Origin of the sequence: Listeria monocytogenes ATCC 19117, assembly GCF_000307025.1 — a bacterium.
Taxonomy (GTDB): domain Bacteria; phylum Bacillota; class Bacilli; order Lactobacillales; family Listeriaceae; genus Listeria; species Listeria monocytogenes_B.
In genome coordinates this window covers 1,492,263-1,505,826 of sequence record NC_018584.1, presented here as the reverse complement: position 1 = coordinate 1,505,826, position 13,564 = coordinate 1,492,263, and the positions used below count along the sequence as shown (strand labels likewise).

The window sequence follows — 13,564 nt, the reverse complement described above, 5'->3', positions numbered from 1 at the left end:
CCATATTGCAATAATACTTTCTATTTTATTTTAAATTTATACGTAATTAATAAAGAAGTCATTGAATGTTAAGCGTTCTACTGATATAATCAAGGATAGCTTGCCATCGGATTTATGCGATGAGTTCTAATCAGGAGCTGGGGAAATGAACAAAGAAGAAATGAATGCAAGACAAAAGAAAATTAGAAACTTTTCGATTATCGCGCACATAGATCATGGTAAATCTACACTCGCTGATCGGATTTTAGAACAAACGGGTGCTTTGACGCATCGTGAAATGAAAAATCAGCTACTAGATTCGATGGATTTAGAACGTGAACGCGGGATAACCATAAAATTAAATGCTGTACAATTAAAATATAAAGCAAAAGATGGAGAAACATATATCTTCCATCTGATTGATACGCCTGGGCATGTCGATTTCACCTATGAAGTATCAAGAAGTTTAGCTGCATGTGAGGGAGCAATCCTTGTTGTAGATGCTGCGCAAGGAATTGAAGCACAAACCCTTGCTAATGTTTATTTAGCACTAGACAACGATTTAGAAATTTTACCAGTCATTAACAAAATCGATTTACCAGCGGCCGATCCGGAAAGAGTCCGCGAAGAAATTGAAGATGTAATTGGTTTAGATGCTTCTGACGCTGTACTTGCTTCTGCGAAATCTGGTATTGGTATTGAAGACATTCTAGAACAAATTGTCGAAAAAGTTCCTGAGCCATCTGGTGATGTAAATAAACCACTAAAAGCGCTCATTTTTGACTCTGTTTTTGATGCATATCGTGGTGTTATTGCTAATATCCGTATCATGGATGGTGTTGTAAAAGCAGGCGACCGAATTAAAATGATGTCCAATGGCAAAGAATTCGAAGTAACGGAGGTTGGTGTATTCTCACCAAAGGCAACACCACGTGACGAATTACTTGTTGGTGACGTTGGTTACTTAACAGCAGCTATAAAAAATGTTGGAGATACGCGCGTAGGTGATACAATCACACTTGCGAATAATCCAGCTGAAGAAGCGCTGGATGGTTACCGTAAATTAAATCCAATGGTTTATTGTGGTCTATATCCAATCGACTCCTCTAAATATAATGATCTTCGTGATGCTTTAGAAAAACTAGAATTAAATGACTCTGCTTTGCAATTTGAAGCGGAAACTTCTCAAGCATTAGGTTTTGGTTTCCGTTGTGGTTTCTTAGGATTACTACATATGGAAATTATTCAAGAGCGAATCGAACGTGAATTTAACATTGATTTAATTACCACTGCTCCAAGTGTTATCTATCATGTCAACTTGACAGATGGTTCTAACATTGTGGTTGATAATCCTGCTGAAATGCCAGAACCTGGTGTTATTGAAAGCGTGGAAGAGCCATATGTAAAAGCAACTGTGATGGTTCCAAATGATTATGTTGGTGCAGTGATGGAACTGGCACAAAACAAACGTGGAAACTTCATTACGATGGAGTACTTAGATGATATTCGCGTAAGTATTGTGTACGAAATTCCATTATCCGAAATCGTATATGACTTTTTTGACCAATTAAAATCATCTACAAAAGGTTATGCGTCCTTTGATTATGAATTAATTGGCTATAAAGCTTCTAAACTTGTGAAAATGGATATTCTTTTAAATGCAGAAAAAGTTGATGCACTTAGCTTTATCGTTCACCGTGATTTTGCTTATGAGCGTGGAAAAATCATCGTGGAGAAATTAAAAGAACTTATTCCAAGACAACAATTTGAAGTACCTATTCAAGCAGCAATTGCCACAAAAATTGTTTCTCGTTCTACTATTAAAGCGTTGCGAAAAAACGTACTTGCTAAATGTTACGGTGGGGACGTATCTCGTAAACGAAAACTTTTAGAGAAACAAAAAGAAGGTAAAAAACGAATGAAACAAATCGGTTCAGTTGAAGTCCCGCAAGAAGCATTTATGGCAATCTTGAAAATGGACGAATCCAAATAATAAAAAAGTTGTGCTGTGAACAGAAATGTTCACGGCACAACTTTTTTATATATTATACGGATAAATCAAATCATGCTTTTTCTTTTCCATACTGACATAATTTCTCTCGGCAGTAATGATTTCTACCGCATCAGGAGACGAATACTTCGCTATTTTAACATCGACTTCTTTTAGGTTTTCTGTTAAATCTTCTAAACTTTTTAAAACGGCGGCCCGATGATCCAAGAGCAACTGTTTACGCGCTTCAATAGAAACGGGGCCTTCCATACAATAATCAATATATGTGCGGATTTGCTTTAGTGGCATTCCTGTATTTTTCAAGCAACAAATCGTATGAATTAAATTTAAGTCTGATTCCGTAAACTCACGGTAGCCGGATTGGTTTTTAGAAACAAACGGCAATAAACCTTGCTTATCATAGTAACGCAATGTATAAATCGACAAATTAAATATTTTGGACACTTCTTTAATAGAATAAGTCATTTCTTCCTCCAATAAATAATTTACTTGCCCTACACTATACTCTAGGGTTTAAAGTAAGTATAAAGTTAATAAAGAAAATAAGCAAAATTAACTACTATTGGAGGAATTCACGATGAAAAATAACGTATTAGTAACAGGCGGAACTGGATTTTTAGGAATGCATATTATCTTTCAATTATTGCAACAAGGCTATCAAGTCAAAACAACCGTACGCTCTTTAAAAAGCAAAGAAAAAGTAATAGAAGTACTGCAAAATAATGGAATAACGGATTTTACGCAATTATCCTTTGTCGAACTTGATTTATCCAAAGATGAAGGATGGAAAGAAGCAATGCTCGATTGTAAATATGTGCTAAGTGTCGCATCTCCAGTATTTTTCGGTAAATTTAAAAATGAAGAAGAATTAATACGCCCAGCAATAGAAGGTATTACAAGAATTTTACAGGCCGCAAAAGAGGCAAAAGTAAAACGAGTAGTTATGACTTCGAATTTTGGCGCTATTGGTTTTAGCAACGCAGATAAAAATAGCATTACAACAGAAGCATATTGGACCGATGAACTCGCTAAGGGTTTGTCAGCATATGAAAAATCTAAACTAATTGCAGAAAAAGAAGCTTGGAAATTCATGGAAAATGAAACAGAATTGGAATTTGCTACCATCAATCCGGTTGCCATTTTTGGTCCATCACAAAGCAGTCATGTCTCCGGAAGCTTTGACTTATTAAAAAATCTGTTAAATGGTTCTATGAAACGTATCATAAATATTCCGTTAAACGTAGTAGATGCACGAGATGTTGCCGATTTACATATTCGCGCAATGATTACTCCTGAAGCAAACGGAGAACGTTTTATTGCTTCAGCTGACGGAGAAATTAGTATGGCAGATATCGCACATTTGCTTCAACGAGAGCGTCCTGAACTAGTGAGTAAAATGCCGAAAAAAACATTGCCAAATGCCGCTATAAGAGCAGCTGCTATATTTAGTAAACACGCCAAAGAAGGCGAGTTGATGATTAATATGAATCGGCAAATAAGCAATTCAAAAGCGAGAGATCTTTTAGGATGGCAGCCGATTTCGACAAAAGAAGAAGCCGTTCTTGCTGCAGTGGATAGTTTGGCAAAGTATGGTTTATTAGATTAAAAGCGAATCCTGCACCAAAGCACTGGAAAATATGTTAAACTGACTAATGGACAACGAAGCAAATTTTAAGTGCAAGGAATTGATAAAAATGATAAATACGAACCAATCGAGTAAGGAAAGTTCCGCGGTATATATCCATATTCCGTTTTGCGAACATATTTGCTATTACTGCGATTTTAATAAAGTATTCTTAGAAGGACAACCGGTCGACGAATACGTAGATTTACTAATTAAAGAAATGGAATTAACTGCTGCAAAAGGACCTATTGCGCCAGTCGACACTGTATTTGTTGGTGGGGGAACGCCTACAACCCTGAACGAAGCGCAAATTGCGAGACTTTGCACAGCCATCCATAACATTCTACCGCTCAAAAAAGATATCGAATTTTCCTTTGAAGCCAACCCAGGAGATCTTTCGCTATCTAAATTACAAGCCATGCAAGATCATGGCGTTAATCGTATCAGTATGGGAGTTCAAAGCTTCAACAATGAACTTCTCAAAAAAATTGGGCGCATTCATACTGTAAAAGATGTTTATCAATCTGTGGAAAATATGCGCAAAATCGGATTTGAAAATGTAAGTATTGATTTAATCTTTAGCTTGCCTGGTCAAACAGAAGCAGATTTCCAAGATACATTAAAACAAGCGCTTGACCTTGATTTACCGCATTACTCCGCCTATTCATTAATCATCGAACCAAAAACGATTTTTTATAACCTTATGCAAAAAGGAAAGCTTTTCTTACCTGGTCAAGATGCCGAGGCAAATATGTACGATTTACTTCTCAACGAAATGGAAAAGCACGGTCGTAAACAATATGAAATTAGTAATTTTGCCAAAGAAGGATTTCAGAGTAAACACAATATCACTTATTGGAGCAATGAACATTACTACGGATTTGGCGCCGGAGCACATGGCTATGTTGGCAATACACGTTATAGTAATTTCGGACCAATCAAAAAATACATGGAACCACTCCAAAAAAATATACTCCCAACATTCCAACAAAAAGAGCTTACATTAAAAGAAAAAATGGAAGAAGAAATGTTTTTAGGGCTTAGAAAAGTGGACGGCGTGGATAAAAAACATTTCAAACAAAAATTCGGCCAAGATTTAGATGCAACATTTGCGAATGCTATTCAAAAAACAACCGCAAAAGGCTGGCTCGAAAATAACGAAGAAAATGTGGCACTTACAAGAAGTGGAAGATTTTTAGGAAATAATGTTTTTCAAGAATTTCTCTAAAACCGCACTATTTGACCTTTTTTGACCAAACAATCCAACTTTAGTCTGAAATCGAGTGTTTTCGGTTGACTAAGGTGGAATTGTTTGGTAAATTTATACTTGTATTTAGCACTTGACGTTATGGAGTGCTAAAAGAGGTGATTGCTATGTTAACAGAAAGACAACTTTTGATTTTTCGTGCCATCATCGATCATTTCACTTGGACTATTCAGCCAGTTGGATCAAAGAATTTGCTGAAAGAAAAAGGTTTGCCTTATAGTTCCGCGACTATCCGTAATGAAATGGGCGTTCTCGAAGAATACGGTTTTATTGAAAAGACGCATTCCTCATCGGGACGAGTTCCATCAGAGAAAGGATATCGCTTCTATGTCGATTATTTACTCCAGCCCAAAAAGCTAGATAAATCCGACAGGCAAATGATTCGTTCCTTCTTTTCAGAGAACTACTACGAAATGGAAGGACTTATCCAAAATTCAGCATTAATGTTATCCGATTTAACCAATTACACGTCCATTTTGCTTGGTCCTGAAGCGACGAAAAATCATTTAAGTGGCTTTAGGTTTGTACCAATAAATAATTTTCAAGCAATGCTCATATTAATTACCGATCAAGGGCATGTTGATAACCATTTGGTGACAATACCAGAAGGCACAACGCTCTCCGATATTGAACGTATGGTCAACATTCTAAATGAACGGTTAGTAGGACTTTCGCTTGATGATTTAAAAGTACAAATACCCATGGAAGTAAAGGAATTACTTGGGAAGCATGTTAGAAATTACGAAAGCTTTATGCATGTGTTTTCCGATTCTTTTGCTCAAGCAAGTCAACAAAAAGTGTATTTTGGCGGAAAAACGAATATTTTAAATCAACCGGAATTTCATGACATTAATAAAGTCCGTGAGATGCTTCATTTGATGGAAGAAGAACAAGATGTGTATGAATTGTTTAGGGATATTCCCGATGGTCTTCAAGTGAAAATTGGCCGAGAAAACAATAATAGTCTAATGGAAGATTGTAGTATCATTACAGCAACATATAATATTGCTGGCGAACGCGTTGGCGGTATTGTACTCCTAGGACCCACAAGAATGGAATATAGCAGAATGATGGGACTCGTTGATGTGATGAGCCGAGATTTAACCGATGTGTTAACCAAACTTTATCGTGATAACCAAAATTAGGAAGGCTGAAAAAGCACACGTTTTTTCAGGAGGTGGCTAAAGTGTCTGAGAAAAAGAACAAAAAAGAAAGACTAGCTGATGAAATCGAACAAGAAGAATTAAACATTCTAGATGAAACAGAAGAAACTGTTGAAGAAGAGGCTGCGGCTGACACTTTAACAGAAGAACAAGCAAAAATTTTAGAGCTTGAAAACAAACTTGATGAAGTAGAAAATCGCTACCTTCGCATGCAAGCGGACTTCGAAAATGTGAAGAAAAGACATATCGCAGACCGTGATGCCAGTCAGAAATATCGTTCGCAGAGCCTAGCGCAAGATTTACTTCCCGCACTAGACAGTTTTGAAAAAGCACTTGCAACGACTTCTGATCAGGAAGAAGTGAAACAAATTTTAAAAGGAATGGAAATGGTATACAACCAAATCCTTGTTGCTTTTGAAAAAGAAGGTATTGAAGTCATTCCAGCTGTCGGCGAACAATTTGACCCGAACTTCCATCAAGCCGTAATGCAAGATAGTGATGAAAATGCAGGAAGCAATGAAATCACTGCGGAACTTCAAAAAGGTTATAAACTTAAAGATCGGGTTATACGCCCATCTATGGTAAAAGTAAATCAATAAAAAATAATTACTGAATAACAGGAGGAAATAACAATGAGCAAAATTATCGGAATTGACTTAGGAACAACAAACTCTGCAGTAGCAGTATTAGAAGGCGGAGAAGCAAAAATCATCCCTAACCCAGAAGGCGCACGTACAACACCTTCTGTCGTTGGTTTCAAAAATGGCGAACGCCAAGTTGGTGAAGTAGCGAAACGTGCTGCTATTACAAACCCAAATACAATTAGTTCTATTAAACGTCACATGGGTACTAACTATAAAGAAACAATCGAAGGAAAAGATTACTCACCACAAGAAATCAGTGCAATCATTTTACAATATCTAAAAAGCTACGCAGAAGACTATCTTGGTGAAACTGTAGATAAAGCTGTTATTACAGTTCCAGCTTACTTCAACGATGCGCAACGTCAAGCAACAAAAGATGCTGGTAAAATCGCTGGTCTTGAAGTGGAACGTATTATTAACGAACCAACAGCAGCAGCTCTTGCTTACGGTATGGATAAAACAGAAACAGACCAAACAATCCTAGTATTTGACCTTGGTGGTGGTACATTTGACGTATCTATCCTTGAATTAGGTGACGGCGTATTCGAAGTACATTCTACTGCCGGCGACAACGAATTAGGTGGAGATGACTTCGATAAAAAAATCATCGACTATTTAGTAGCAGAATTCAAAAAAGATAATGGTATTGACTTAAGCCAAGATAAAATGGCGCTTCAACGTTTGAAAGATGCTGCTGAAAAAGCGAAAAAAGATCTTTCTGGCGTAACAAGCACACAAATCTCCTTACCATTTATCACAGCTGGAGAAGCTGGTCCACTTCACTTAGAAGTAACCCTTACTCGTGCTAAATTTGATGAATTAACACATGACTTAGTTGAACGTACTATTGCGCCAACTCGTCAAGCATTAAAAGATGCAAACTTGTCTGCAAGCGATATTGACCAAGTAATTCTAGTTGGTGGATCTACTCGTATTCCTGCAGTTCAAGAAACAATCAAAAAAGAATTAGGCAAAGAACCTCATAAAGGTGTAAACCCAGATGAAGTTGTAGCAATGGGTGCTGCAATTCAAGGTGGCGTAATCACTGGTGATGTAAAAGACGTTGTACTACTTGACGTAACTCCATTATCCCTTGGTATTGAAACAATGGGTGGCGTTATGACTACACTTATCGAACGTAATACAACTATCCCAACATCTAAATCACAAACTTTCTCTACAGCAGCTGACAACCAACCAGCCGTAGATATCCATGTACTTCAAGGTGAACGTCCAATGGCAAAAGACAACAAAACATTAGGTCGTTTCCAATTAGCGGATATTCCACCAGCTCCACGCGGAATTCCACAAATCGAAGTATCTTTTGATATCGACAAAAATGGTATCGTAACAGTTCGTGCAAAAGATCTTGGAACTGGTAAAGAACAAAACATCGTTATCAAATCTTCTTCAGGTTTAACAGACGAAGAAATTGAGAAAATGGTTCAAGATGCTGAAGCTAACGCTGAAGAAGATAAAAAGAACAAAGAAAACGCTGAACTTCGCAACAATGCAGACCAATTAGTATTCACTGTAGATAAAACTTTGAAAGAGTTAGAAGGCAAAGTGGAAGAAGAAGAAGTGAAAAAAGCAGAAGCAGCTCGCGATGAACTACAAGAAGCGCTTAAAGGTGAAGATTTTGAAGCTATCAAAGAAAAAACAGAAAGCTTAAACGAAATCGTTCAAAACCTATCTGTTAAATTATACGAACAAGCTGCAGCAGAACAACAAGCAGCTGGCGGTGCAGAAGGTCAAGAGGCTCCTCAAAATGACGACGTAGTAGACGCTGAATTTGAAGAAGTAAATGACGACGACAAAGAAAACAAATAATCTTTTTTAAAGTAAAGATAATGAGTCAAAGTCTACTGTGGCTTTGACTTTTTATCTGAAATAAAGTTTTTACAACATCTCTTTCAAATGTTACAATACGTTAGGACTATAAAAATCTATCATGGACAGGAGTGATGGCGGATGGCAAAACGAGATTACTATGAAGTGCTTGGTGTTTCCAAAAGCGCCTCAGCGGACGAAATAAAAAAAGCTTACCGGAAACTGTCCAAACAGTATCATCCGGACATAAATAAAGAAGCAGGCGCTGATGAAAAATTTAAAGAAATATCAGAGGCATATGAAGCATTAAGTGACCCACAAAAACGTGCGCAATATGATCAATATGGACACGTAGATCCAAACCAAGGCTTCGGCGGCGGTGCTGGTGGCGGATTTAGCGGTGGAGGATTCTCTGGATTTGAAGATATCTTTGACACATTCTTTGGTGGCGGTGGACGTCAACAAGATCCAAATGCCCCAAGACAAGGTAGCGATTTACAATATACTATGCGCCTTAAATTCAAAGAAGCTATTTTTGGTAAAGATGCAGAAATCGAAATTCCTCGCGAAGAAAACTGTGACACATGTCATGGTTCCGGTGCAAAACCAGGGACAACACCTGAAAAATGTAGCCATTGTGGTGGTAAAGGTTCCATTAACGTGGAACAAAATACCCCATTTGGTCGTGTAGTTAACAAGCGGACATGTCAATACTGTAATGGTACTGGTAAAGAAATCAAAGAAAAATGCCCAACTTGTCACGGTAAAGGCCGTGTAACTAAAACGAAAAAAATCAAAGTGAAAGTTCCAGCTGGCGTGAACGACGGGCAACAAATGCGCGTATCTGGTGAAGGAGAAGCCGGCATTAACGGCGGACCTAACGGCGATTTATATGTGGTATTTGTCGTAATTCCAGATGAGTTTTTCGAACGCGAAGCAGATGATATTTACGTAGAAGTCCCAATCACATTCGTACAAGCTACATTAGGTGACGAAATTGATGTTCCAACTGTTCACGGCAAAGTTCGTTTGAAAATTCCAAGTGGTACTCAAACAGGAACAACTTTCCGCTTACGTGGTAAAGGTGTGCCACATCTTCGAGGAAATGGAACTGGCGATCAACATGTAATCGTCAAAGTCATTGTTCCGAAAAAACTAGATGATAAACAAAAAGAAATCTTGCGAGAATTTGCTTCCACTACTGGAGACAAAGTAGACGAACAAACATCCGGATTTTTTGACAAAATGAAACGAGCTTTTAAAGGCGATTGATGAACGTAGAGGTCGATAGTTGTGCGAGAAGCAACCATCGACCTTTTCTACATACAAAAGGAGTGTTAAAAATGGAATGGTCAGAAGTAGAAGTCCATACAACAAACGAAGCTGTAGAACCAGTAGCTAATGTTTTGACAGAATTTGGTGCAGCAGGAGTATCCATTGAAGATGTTGCTGATTTTTTACGTGAACGAGAAGACAAATTTGGAGAAATATATGCACTAAGACGAGAAGATTATCCAGAAGACGGCGTTATTATTAAAGCTTACTTCTTAAAGACAACAGAATTTGTAGAGCAAATTCCAGAAATTGAACAAACATTGAAGAATCTGTCTACTTTTGATATTCCGCTAGGTAATTTCCAATTTGTCGTTAATGATGTGGACGACGAGGAGTGGGCTACCGCATGGAAGAAGTATTATCATCCAGTTCAAATCACTGACAGGATCACGATTGTACCAAGTTGGGAATCATACACCCCATCTGCTAACGAAATAATCATTGAGCTAGATCCAGGAATGGCTTTTGGGACAGGAACACATCCGACAACTCAGCTATGTATCCGCGCACTGAGCGATTATTTACAACCAGGAGATGAAGTGATTGATGTTGGGACTGGTTCTGGCGTCTTAAGTATTGCCAGTGCTAAATTAGGTGCAAAATCTATTTTAGCAACAGACCTTGACGAAATCGCCACTCGTGCAGCAGAAGAAAATATTACTTTAAATAAAACTGAACACATTATTACTGTCAAACAAAATAATCTACTTCAAGATATTAATAAAACAGACGTGGATATTGTTGTTGCGAACATTTTAGCAGAAGTTATTTTGCTTTTCCCTGAGGATGTTTATAGAGCACTCAAACCAGGCGGAATTTTCATTGCTTCCGGGATTATTGAAGACAAAGCGAAAGTAGTCGAAGAAGCACTTAAAAAGGCTGGGCTTGTTATTGAAAAAATGGAGCAACAAGGGGACTGGGTTGCGATTATTTCCAAACGAGGAGTGGAATAAATGCAACGTTATTTTGTAACAAATGAGCTAGAGAATGATAACGAAACACTATCCATTACTGGAGAAAACTTCCATCATATTACTCGTGTTATGCGAATGAAAGAATCCGACCAAGTTTTCATTGTTTTTCCTAGCAAAAAAACATGTATTGCCGCTATTACAGCTATAAACGATGATGAAGTATTTTTAAATTTAGTGAAATGGCTAGAAGAAGATACCGAATTGCCTATAGAAATCACCATCGCAAGTGGTCTACCAAAAGGCGACAAACTAGAACTCATCATTCAAAAAAGTACAGAACTAGGCGCACACAAATTTATCCCTTATAAAGCAGAACGATCTGTGGTGAAATGGGATGACAAGAAAGTCATCAAAAAAATCGAGCGACTTCAAAAAATTGCGCAAGAAGCTGCTGAACAATCGCACCGGACAATCATTCCAGAAGTTCATTATGCTGCTAGTTTCAAAGAGTTAATGTTTGACCATGTTCACTATGACTTTGTTATCGCAGCATATGAAGAGAGCGCCAGAGAAGGTGAGGACAGCGCGCTTGCTAACTTATTCCAAACCATGAAGCCTGGACAGTCTGTTTTATGTGTTTTTGGGCCTGAAGGAGGCATTAGCGAAAAAGAGCTAATGCAACTTCAAGAAGTAAATGCAAAACTCGCAGGACTCGGCCCGAGAATATTAAGAACAGAAACCGCACCACTCTATTGTTTATCCGCTGCTTCTTTCTATTTTGATCTTTATAAAAACAAAAAAGAATAACATTTCAAAGTTTTATGCGAAAGTTAACGATTTCATGTTGACGATGCCCGATGTTTCGTATATAATTTTTAATGAGTGAATGCTTATCTGCATTACTTCAGAATAATTCATAATTTATTTTCCGTTATGTCCTATTCTGGAACTTAAATGAAGGATTTAAGTGAGTGCATGTAAGTGCCGGAGGGAGGGAAAGAGAGATGTCAAAAACAGTAGTTCGTAAAAACGAATCGCTTGAAGATGCTCTTCGTCGCTTTAAACGTACTGTTTCCAAAAGTGGAACTTTGCAAGAATCCAGAAAGCGCGAATTTTATGAAAAACCAAGCGTAAAACGTAAGAAAAAATCCGAAGCAGCAAGAAAACGCAAATTCTAATTAAAAGGCGATGATTTCGTTGACACTGCTTGACAAGTTAAATGAAGATATGAAACAAGCGATGCGCGATAAAGAGAAAGAAAAACTTTCCGTTATTCGTATGTTAAAAGCAGCTTTACAAAACGAAGCAATTCACCAAGGTGTGAAAGATCTTACTCCGGATGATGAAGTAACCGTGATTTCCCGCGAACTCAAACAACGCAGAGATTCTCTAGCAGAGTTTGACAAAGCTGGACGTAACGACCTTTCTGATAAAGTCCGTTCCGAGATTGTCATTGTTGAGGACTACGCGCCAAAACAATTGACTCCTGAAGAGCTTGAGAATATTGTGAAAGCAACTATCGAAGAAGTTGGCGCATCTAGTAAAGCTGATTTCGGCAAAGTAATGTCCGCGATTATGCCTAAAGTAAATGGTAAAGCTGACGGTGGTGCTGTTAACCAATTCGTAAAAAAATATCTTTCATAAACTAATTCAAACTAGTTTTGAAACATTAAGAAACAGGATTACTTCCTATTTTGTGGAGGAAATCCTGTTTTTTTATGCCGATTTTTACTTGAATTGCGTTGTTGCTATCGCTTCGTTTTTCAAGCAAGGCAATTTCGTGTATAATATAACTAATCAAGGCACTTATAACAGGTGAAGGGGTTAGCCAATGCTAAATGAATTTAATGAAGTAGTCGAATTATCTGATGACACAAATATTCAAGATTTATTCGGCAATAATAATAAGAATATCGAACTTTTAGAAGAGTTACTTCAAGTGAAAATCATTACTCGGGGAGAGTCACTATCTATTACAGGCGAGGAAGAGCCTGTACAGCATACGACTGCCGTTTTAAATGAACTTATTTTGACGGTAAAACGAGGTATTCATATTGATGGTCGAGATATCGCTCAAGCGGTAAAAATGCAAAGAAACGGAACACTTATTTACTTTCATACCTTATTTGAAGAAGAAATTACGAAGAATGCAAAAGGAATGCCAATTAGGCCAAAAACATTCGGACAAAGAACTTATATTCAAATGATTAAAAAACATGACATCGTTTTCGGCGTTGGTCCAGCAGGTACTGGTAAAACCTATCTAGCAGTAGTTATGGCAGTAGATGCATGGAAAAAAGGAAATGTGAGCAAAATCATTTTAACAAGACCTGCCGTTGAAGCTGGCGAAAGTTTAGGTTTTTTGCCTGGAGATCTAAAAGAAAAAGTAGATCCTTATCTACGCCCTGTGTACGACGCGTTATATGACATTTTTGGTACAGAGCATACAACAAGGTTAATGGACCGAGGCGTCATTGAAATAGCTCCTCTGGCTTATATGCGTGGCCGTACACTTGATCATGCCTTTGTCATTTTAGACGAGGCGCAGAATACGACCATTGCCCAAATGAAAATGTTTTTAACACGACTTGGTTATGACTCCAAAATGATTGTCAATGGAGATATGACACAAATTGACTTACCAAAAGGTGCAACTAGCGGTCTTGTCAATGCAGAACAAGTTTTAAAAGATGTAAAAGATATCGGTTTTGTTTACTTTGAACATCATGATGTAGTCAGACACCCACTCGTTGCTGAAATTATTAAAGCTTATGAAGGGAAACAAAATTAGAGAGGA

The 13,564-nt window shown here is 37.7% G+C and carries 13 protein-coding genes; 12 read left to right on the top strand and 1 reads right to left on the bottom strand.

What is annotated here, in order from left to right:
• Nucleotides 1-145: 145 nt before the first annotated feature.
• Nucleotides 146-1,972, top strand: coding sequence for a translation elongation factor 4 (gene lepA, locus LMOATCC19117_RS07475; RefSeq protein WP_003726525.1), 1,827 nt, complete (start codon nt 146-148; stop codon nt 1,970-1,972).
• 45 nt (nt 1,973-2,017) lie between these two features.
• Here lepA and LMOATCC19117_RS07470 read toward each other — a convergent pair whose 3' ends face one another.
• A complete protein-coding gene (locus LMOATCC19117_RS07470; RefSeq protein ID WP_003721986.1) occupies nt 2,018-2,455 on the bottom strand; it encodes a MerR family transcriptional regulator in 438 nt (145 codons plus the stop codon).
• A gap of 112 nt (nt 2,456-2,567) precedes the next feature.
• Here LMOATCC19117_RS07470 and LMOATCC19117_RS07465 point away from each other — a divergent pair, with 112 nt between their 5' ends.
• The 11 genes from LMOATCC19117_RS07465 (at nt 2,568) to LMOATCC19117_RS07415 (ending at nt 13,558) form a co-directional block, all read left to right on the top strand.
• Nucleotides 2,568-3,596 (top strand): SDR family oxidoreductase, encoded by a 1,029-nt coding sequence (locus LMOATCC19117_RS07465; RefSeq protein ID WP_003726028.1) that lies wholly within the window; start codon nt 2,568-2,570, stop codon nt 3,594-3,596.
• Between the two features lie 88 nt (nt 3,597-3,684).
• Complete coding sequence (gene hemW / locus LMOATCC19117_RS07460; protein WP_003726027.1) at nt 3,685-4,842, top strand: radical SAM family heme chaperone HemW; 1,158 nt, start codon at nt 3,685-3,687, stop codon at nt 4,840-4,842.
• Between the two features lie 146 nt (nt 4,843-4,988).
• Nucleotides 4,989-6,026, top strand: coding sequence for a heat-inducible transcriptional repressor HrcA (gene hrcA / locus LMOATCC19117_RS07455; protein ID WP_003726026.1), 1,038 nt, complete (start codon nt 4,989-4,991; stop codon nt 6,024-6,026).
• Nucleotides 6,027-6,067: 41 nt separating this feature from the next.
• Complete coding sequence (gene grpE, locus LMOATCC19117_RS07450; RefSeq protein WP_003726025.1) at nt 6,068-6,643, top strand: nucleotide exchange factor GrpE; 576 nt, start codon at nt 6,068-6,070, stop codon at nt 6,641-6,643.
• Between the two features lie 33 nt (nt 6,644-6,676).
• Nucleotides 6,677-8,518: a molecular chaperone DnaK gene (gene dnaK / locus LMOATCC19117_RS07445; protein WP_003726023.1), complete on the top strand. Its 1,842-nt coding sequence runs from the start codon at nt 6,677-6,679 to the stop codon at nt 8,516-8,518.
• Between the two features lie 141 nt (nt 8,519-8,659).
• Nucleotides 8,660-9,790 (top strand): molecular chaperone DnaJ, encoded by a 1,131-nt coding sequence (dnaJ, locus tag LMOATCC19117_RS07440; RefSeq protein ID WP_003726022.1) that lies wholly within the window; start codon nt 8,660-8,662, stop codon nt 9,788-9,790.
• A 71-nt stretch (nt 9,791-9,861) separates the two neighbouring features.
• Nucleotides 9,862-10,806 carry a 50S ribosomal protein L11 methyltransferase gene (gene prmA, locus LMOATCC19117_RS07435; RefSeq protein ID WP_003726021.1) on the top strand — a complete coding sequence of 315 codons (945 nt, stop codon included), beginning with the start codon at nt 9,862-9,864 and terminating at the stop codon, nt 10,804-10,806.
• Entirely contained in the window at nt 10,807-11,574 is a 768-nt protein-coding gene (locus tag LMOATCC19117_RS07430; RefSeq protein WP_003726020.1) for a 16S rRNA (uracil(1498)-N(3))-methyltransferase, read from the top strand.
• A gap of 197 nt (nt 11,575-11,771) precedes the next feature.
• Complete coding sequence (rpsU, locus tag LMOATCC19117_RS07425) at nt 11,772-11,945, top strand: 30S ribosomal protein S21 (protein WP_003719762.1); 174 nt, start codon at nt 11,772-11,774, stop codon at nt 11,943-11,945.
• A 19-nt stretch (nt 11,946-11,964) separates the two neighbouring features.
• Complete coding sequence (locus LMOATCC19117_RS07420) at nt 11,965-12,411, top strand: GatB/YqeY domain-containing protein (RefSeq protein ID WP_003742163.1); 447 nt, start codon at nt 11,965-11,967, stop codon at nt 12,409-12,411.
• 187 nt (nt 12,412-12,598) lie between these two features.
• Nucleotides 12,599-13,558 carry a PhoH family protein gene (locus LMOATCC19117_RS07415; RefSeq protein ID WP_003726017.1) on the top strand — a complete coding sequence of 320 codons (960 nt, stop codon included), beginning with the start codon at nt 12,599-12,601 and terminating at the stop codon, nt 13,556-13,558.
• Nucleotides 13,559-13,564 lie beyond the last annotated feature (6 nt).

What these genes read in the sequence shown, in the direction of transcription:
- lepA (WP_003726525.1), top strand. Translation starts at nt 146, where the DNA reads ATGAACAAAGAAGAAATGAATGCAAGACAAAAGAAAATTAGAAACTTT.
- LMOATCC19117_RS07470 (WP_003721986.1), bottom strand. Translation starts at nt 2,455, where the DNA reads ATGACTTATTCTATTAAAGAAGTGTCCAAAATATTTAATTTGTCGATT.
- LMOATCC19117_RS07465 (WP_003726028.1), top strand. Translation starts at nt 2,568, where the DNA reads ATGAAAAATAACGTATTAGTAACAGGCGGAACTGGATTTTTAGGAATG.
- hemW (WP_003726027.1), top strand. Translation starts at nt 3,685, where the DNA reads ATGATAAATACGAACCAATCGAGTAAGGAAAGTTCCGCGGTATATATC.
- hrcA (WP_003726026.1), top strand. Translation starts at nt 4,989, where the DNA reads ATGTTAACAGAAAGACAACTTTTGATTTTTCGTGCCATCATCGATCAT.
- dnaK (WP_003726023.1), top strand. Translation starts at nt 6,677, where the DNA reads ATGAGCAAAATTATCGGAATTGACTTAGGAACAACAAACTCTGCAGTA.
- dnaJ (WP_003726022.1), top strand. Translation starts at nt 8,660, where the DNA reads ATGGCAAAACGAGATTACTATGAAGTGCTTGGTGTTTCCAAAAGCGCC.
- prmA (WP_003726021.1), top strand. Translation starts at nt 9,862, where the DNA reads ATGGAATGGTCAGAAGTAGAAGTCCATACAACAAACGAAGCTGTAGAA.
- LMOATCC19117_RS07430 (WP_003726020.1), top strand. Translation starts at nt 10,807, where the DNA reads ATGCAACGTTATTTTGTAACAAATGAGCTAGAGAATGATAACGAAACA.
- rpsU (WP_003719762.1), top strand. Translation starts at nt 11,772, where the DNA reads ATGTCAAAAACAGTAGTTCGTAAAAACGAATCGCTTGAAGATGCTCTT.
- LMOATCC19117_RS07415 (WP_003726017.1), top strand. Translation starts at nt 12,599, where the DNA reads ATGCTAAATGAATTTAATGAAGTAGTCGAATTATCTGATGACACAAAT.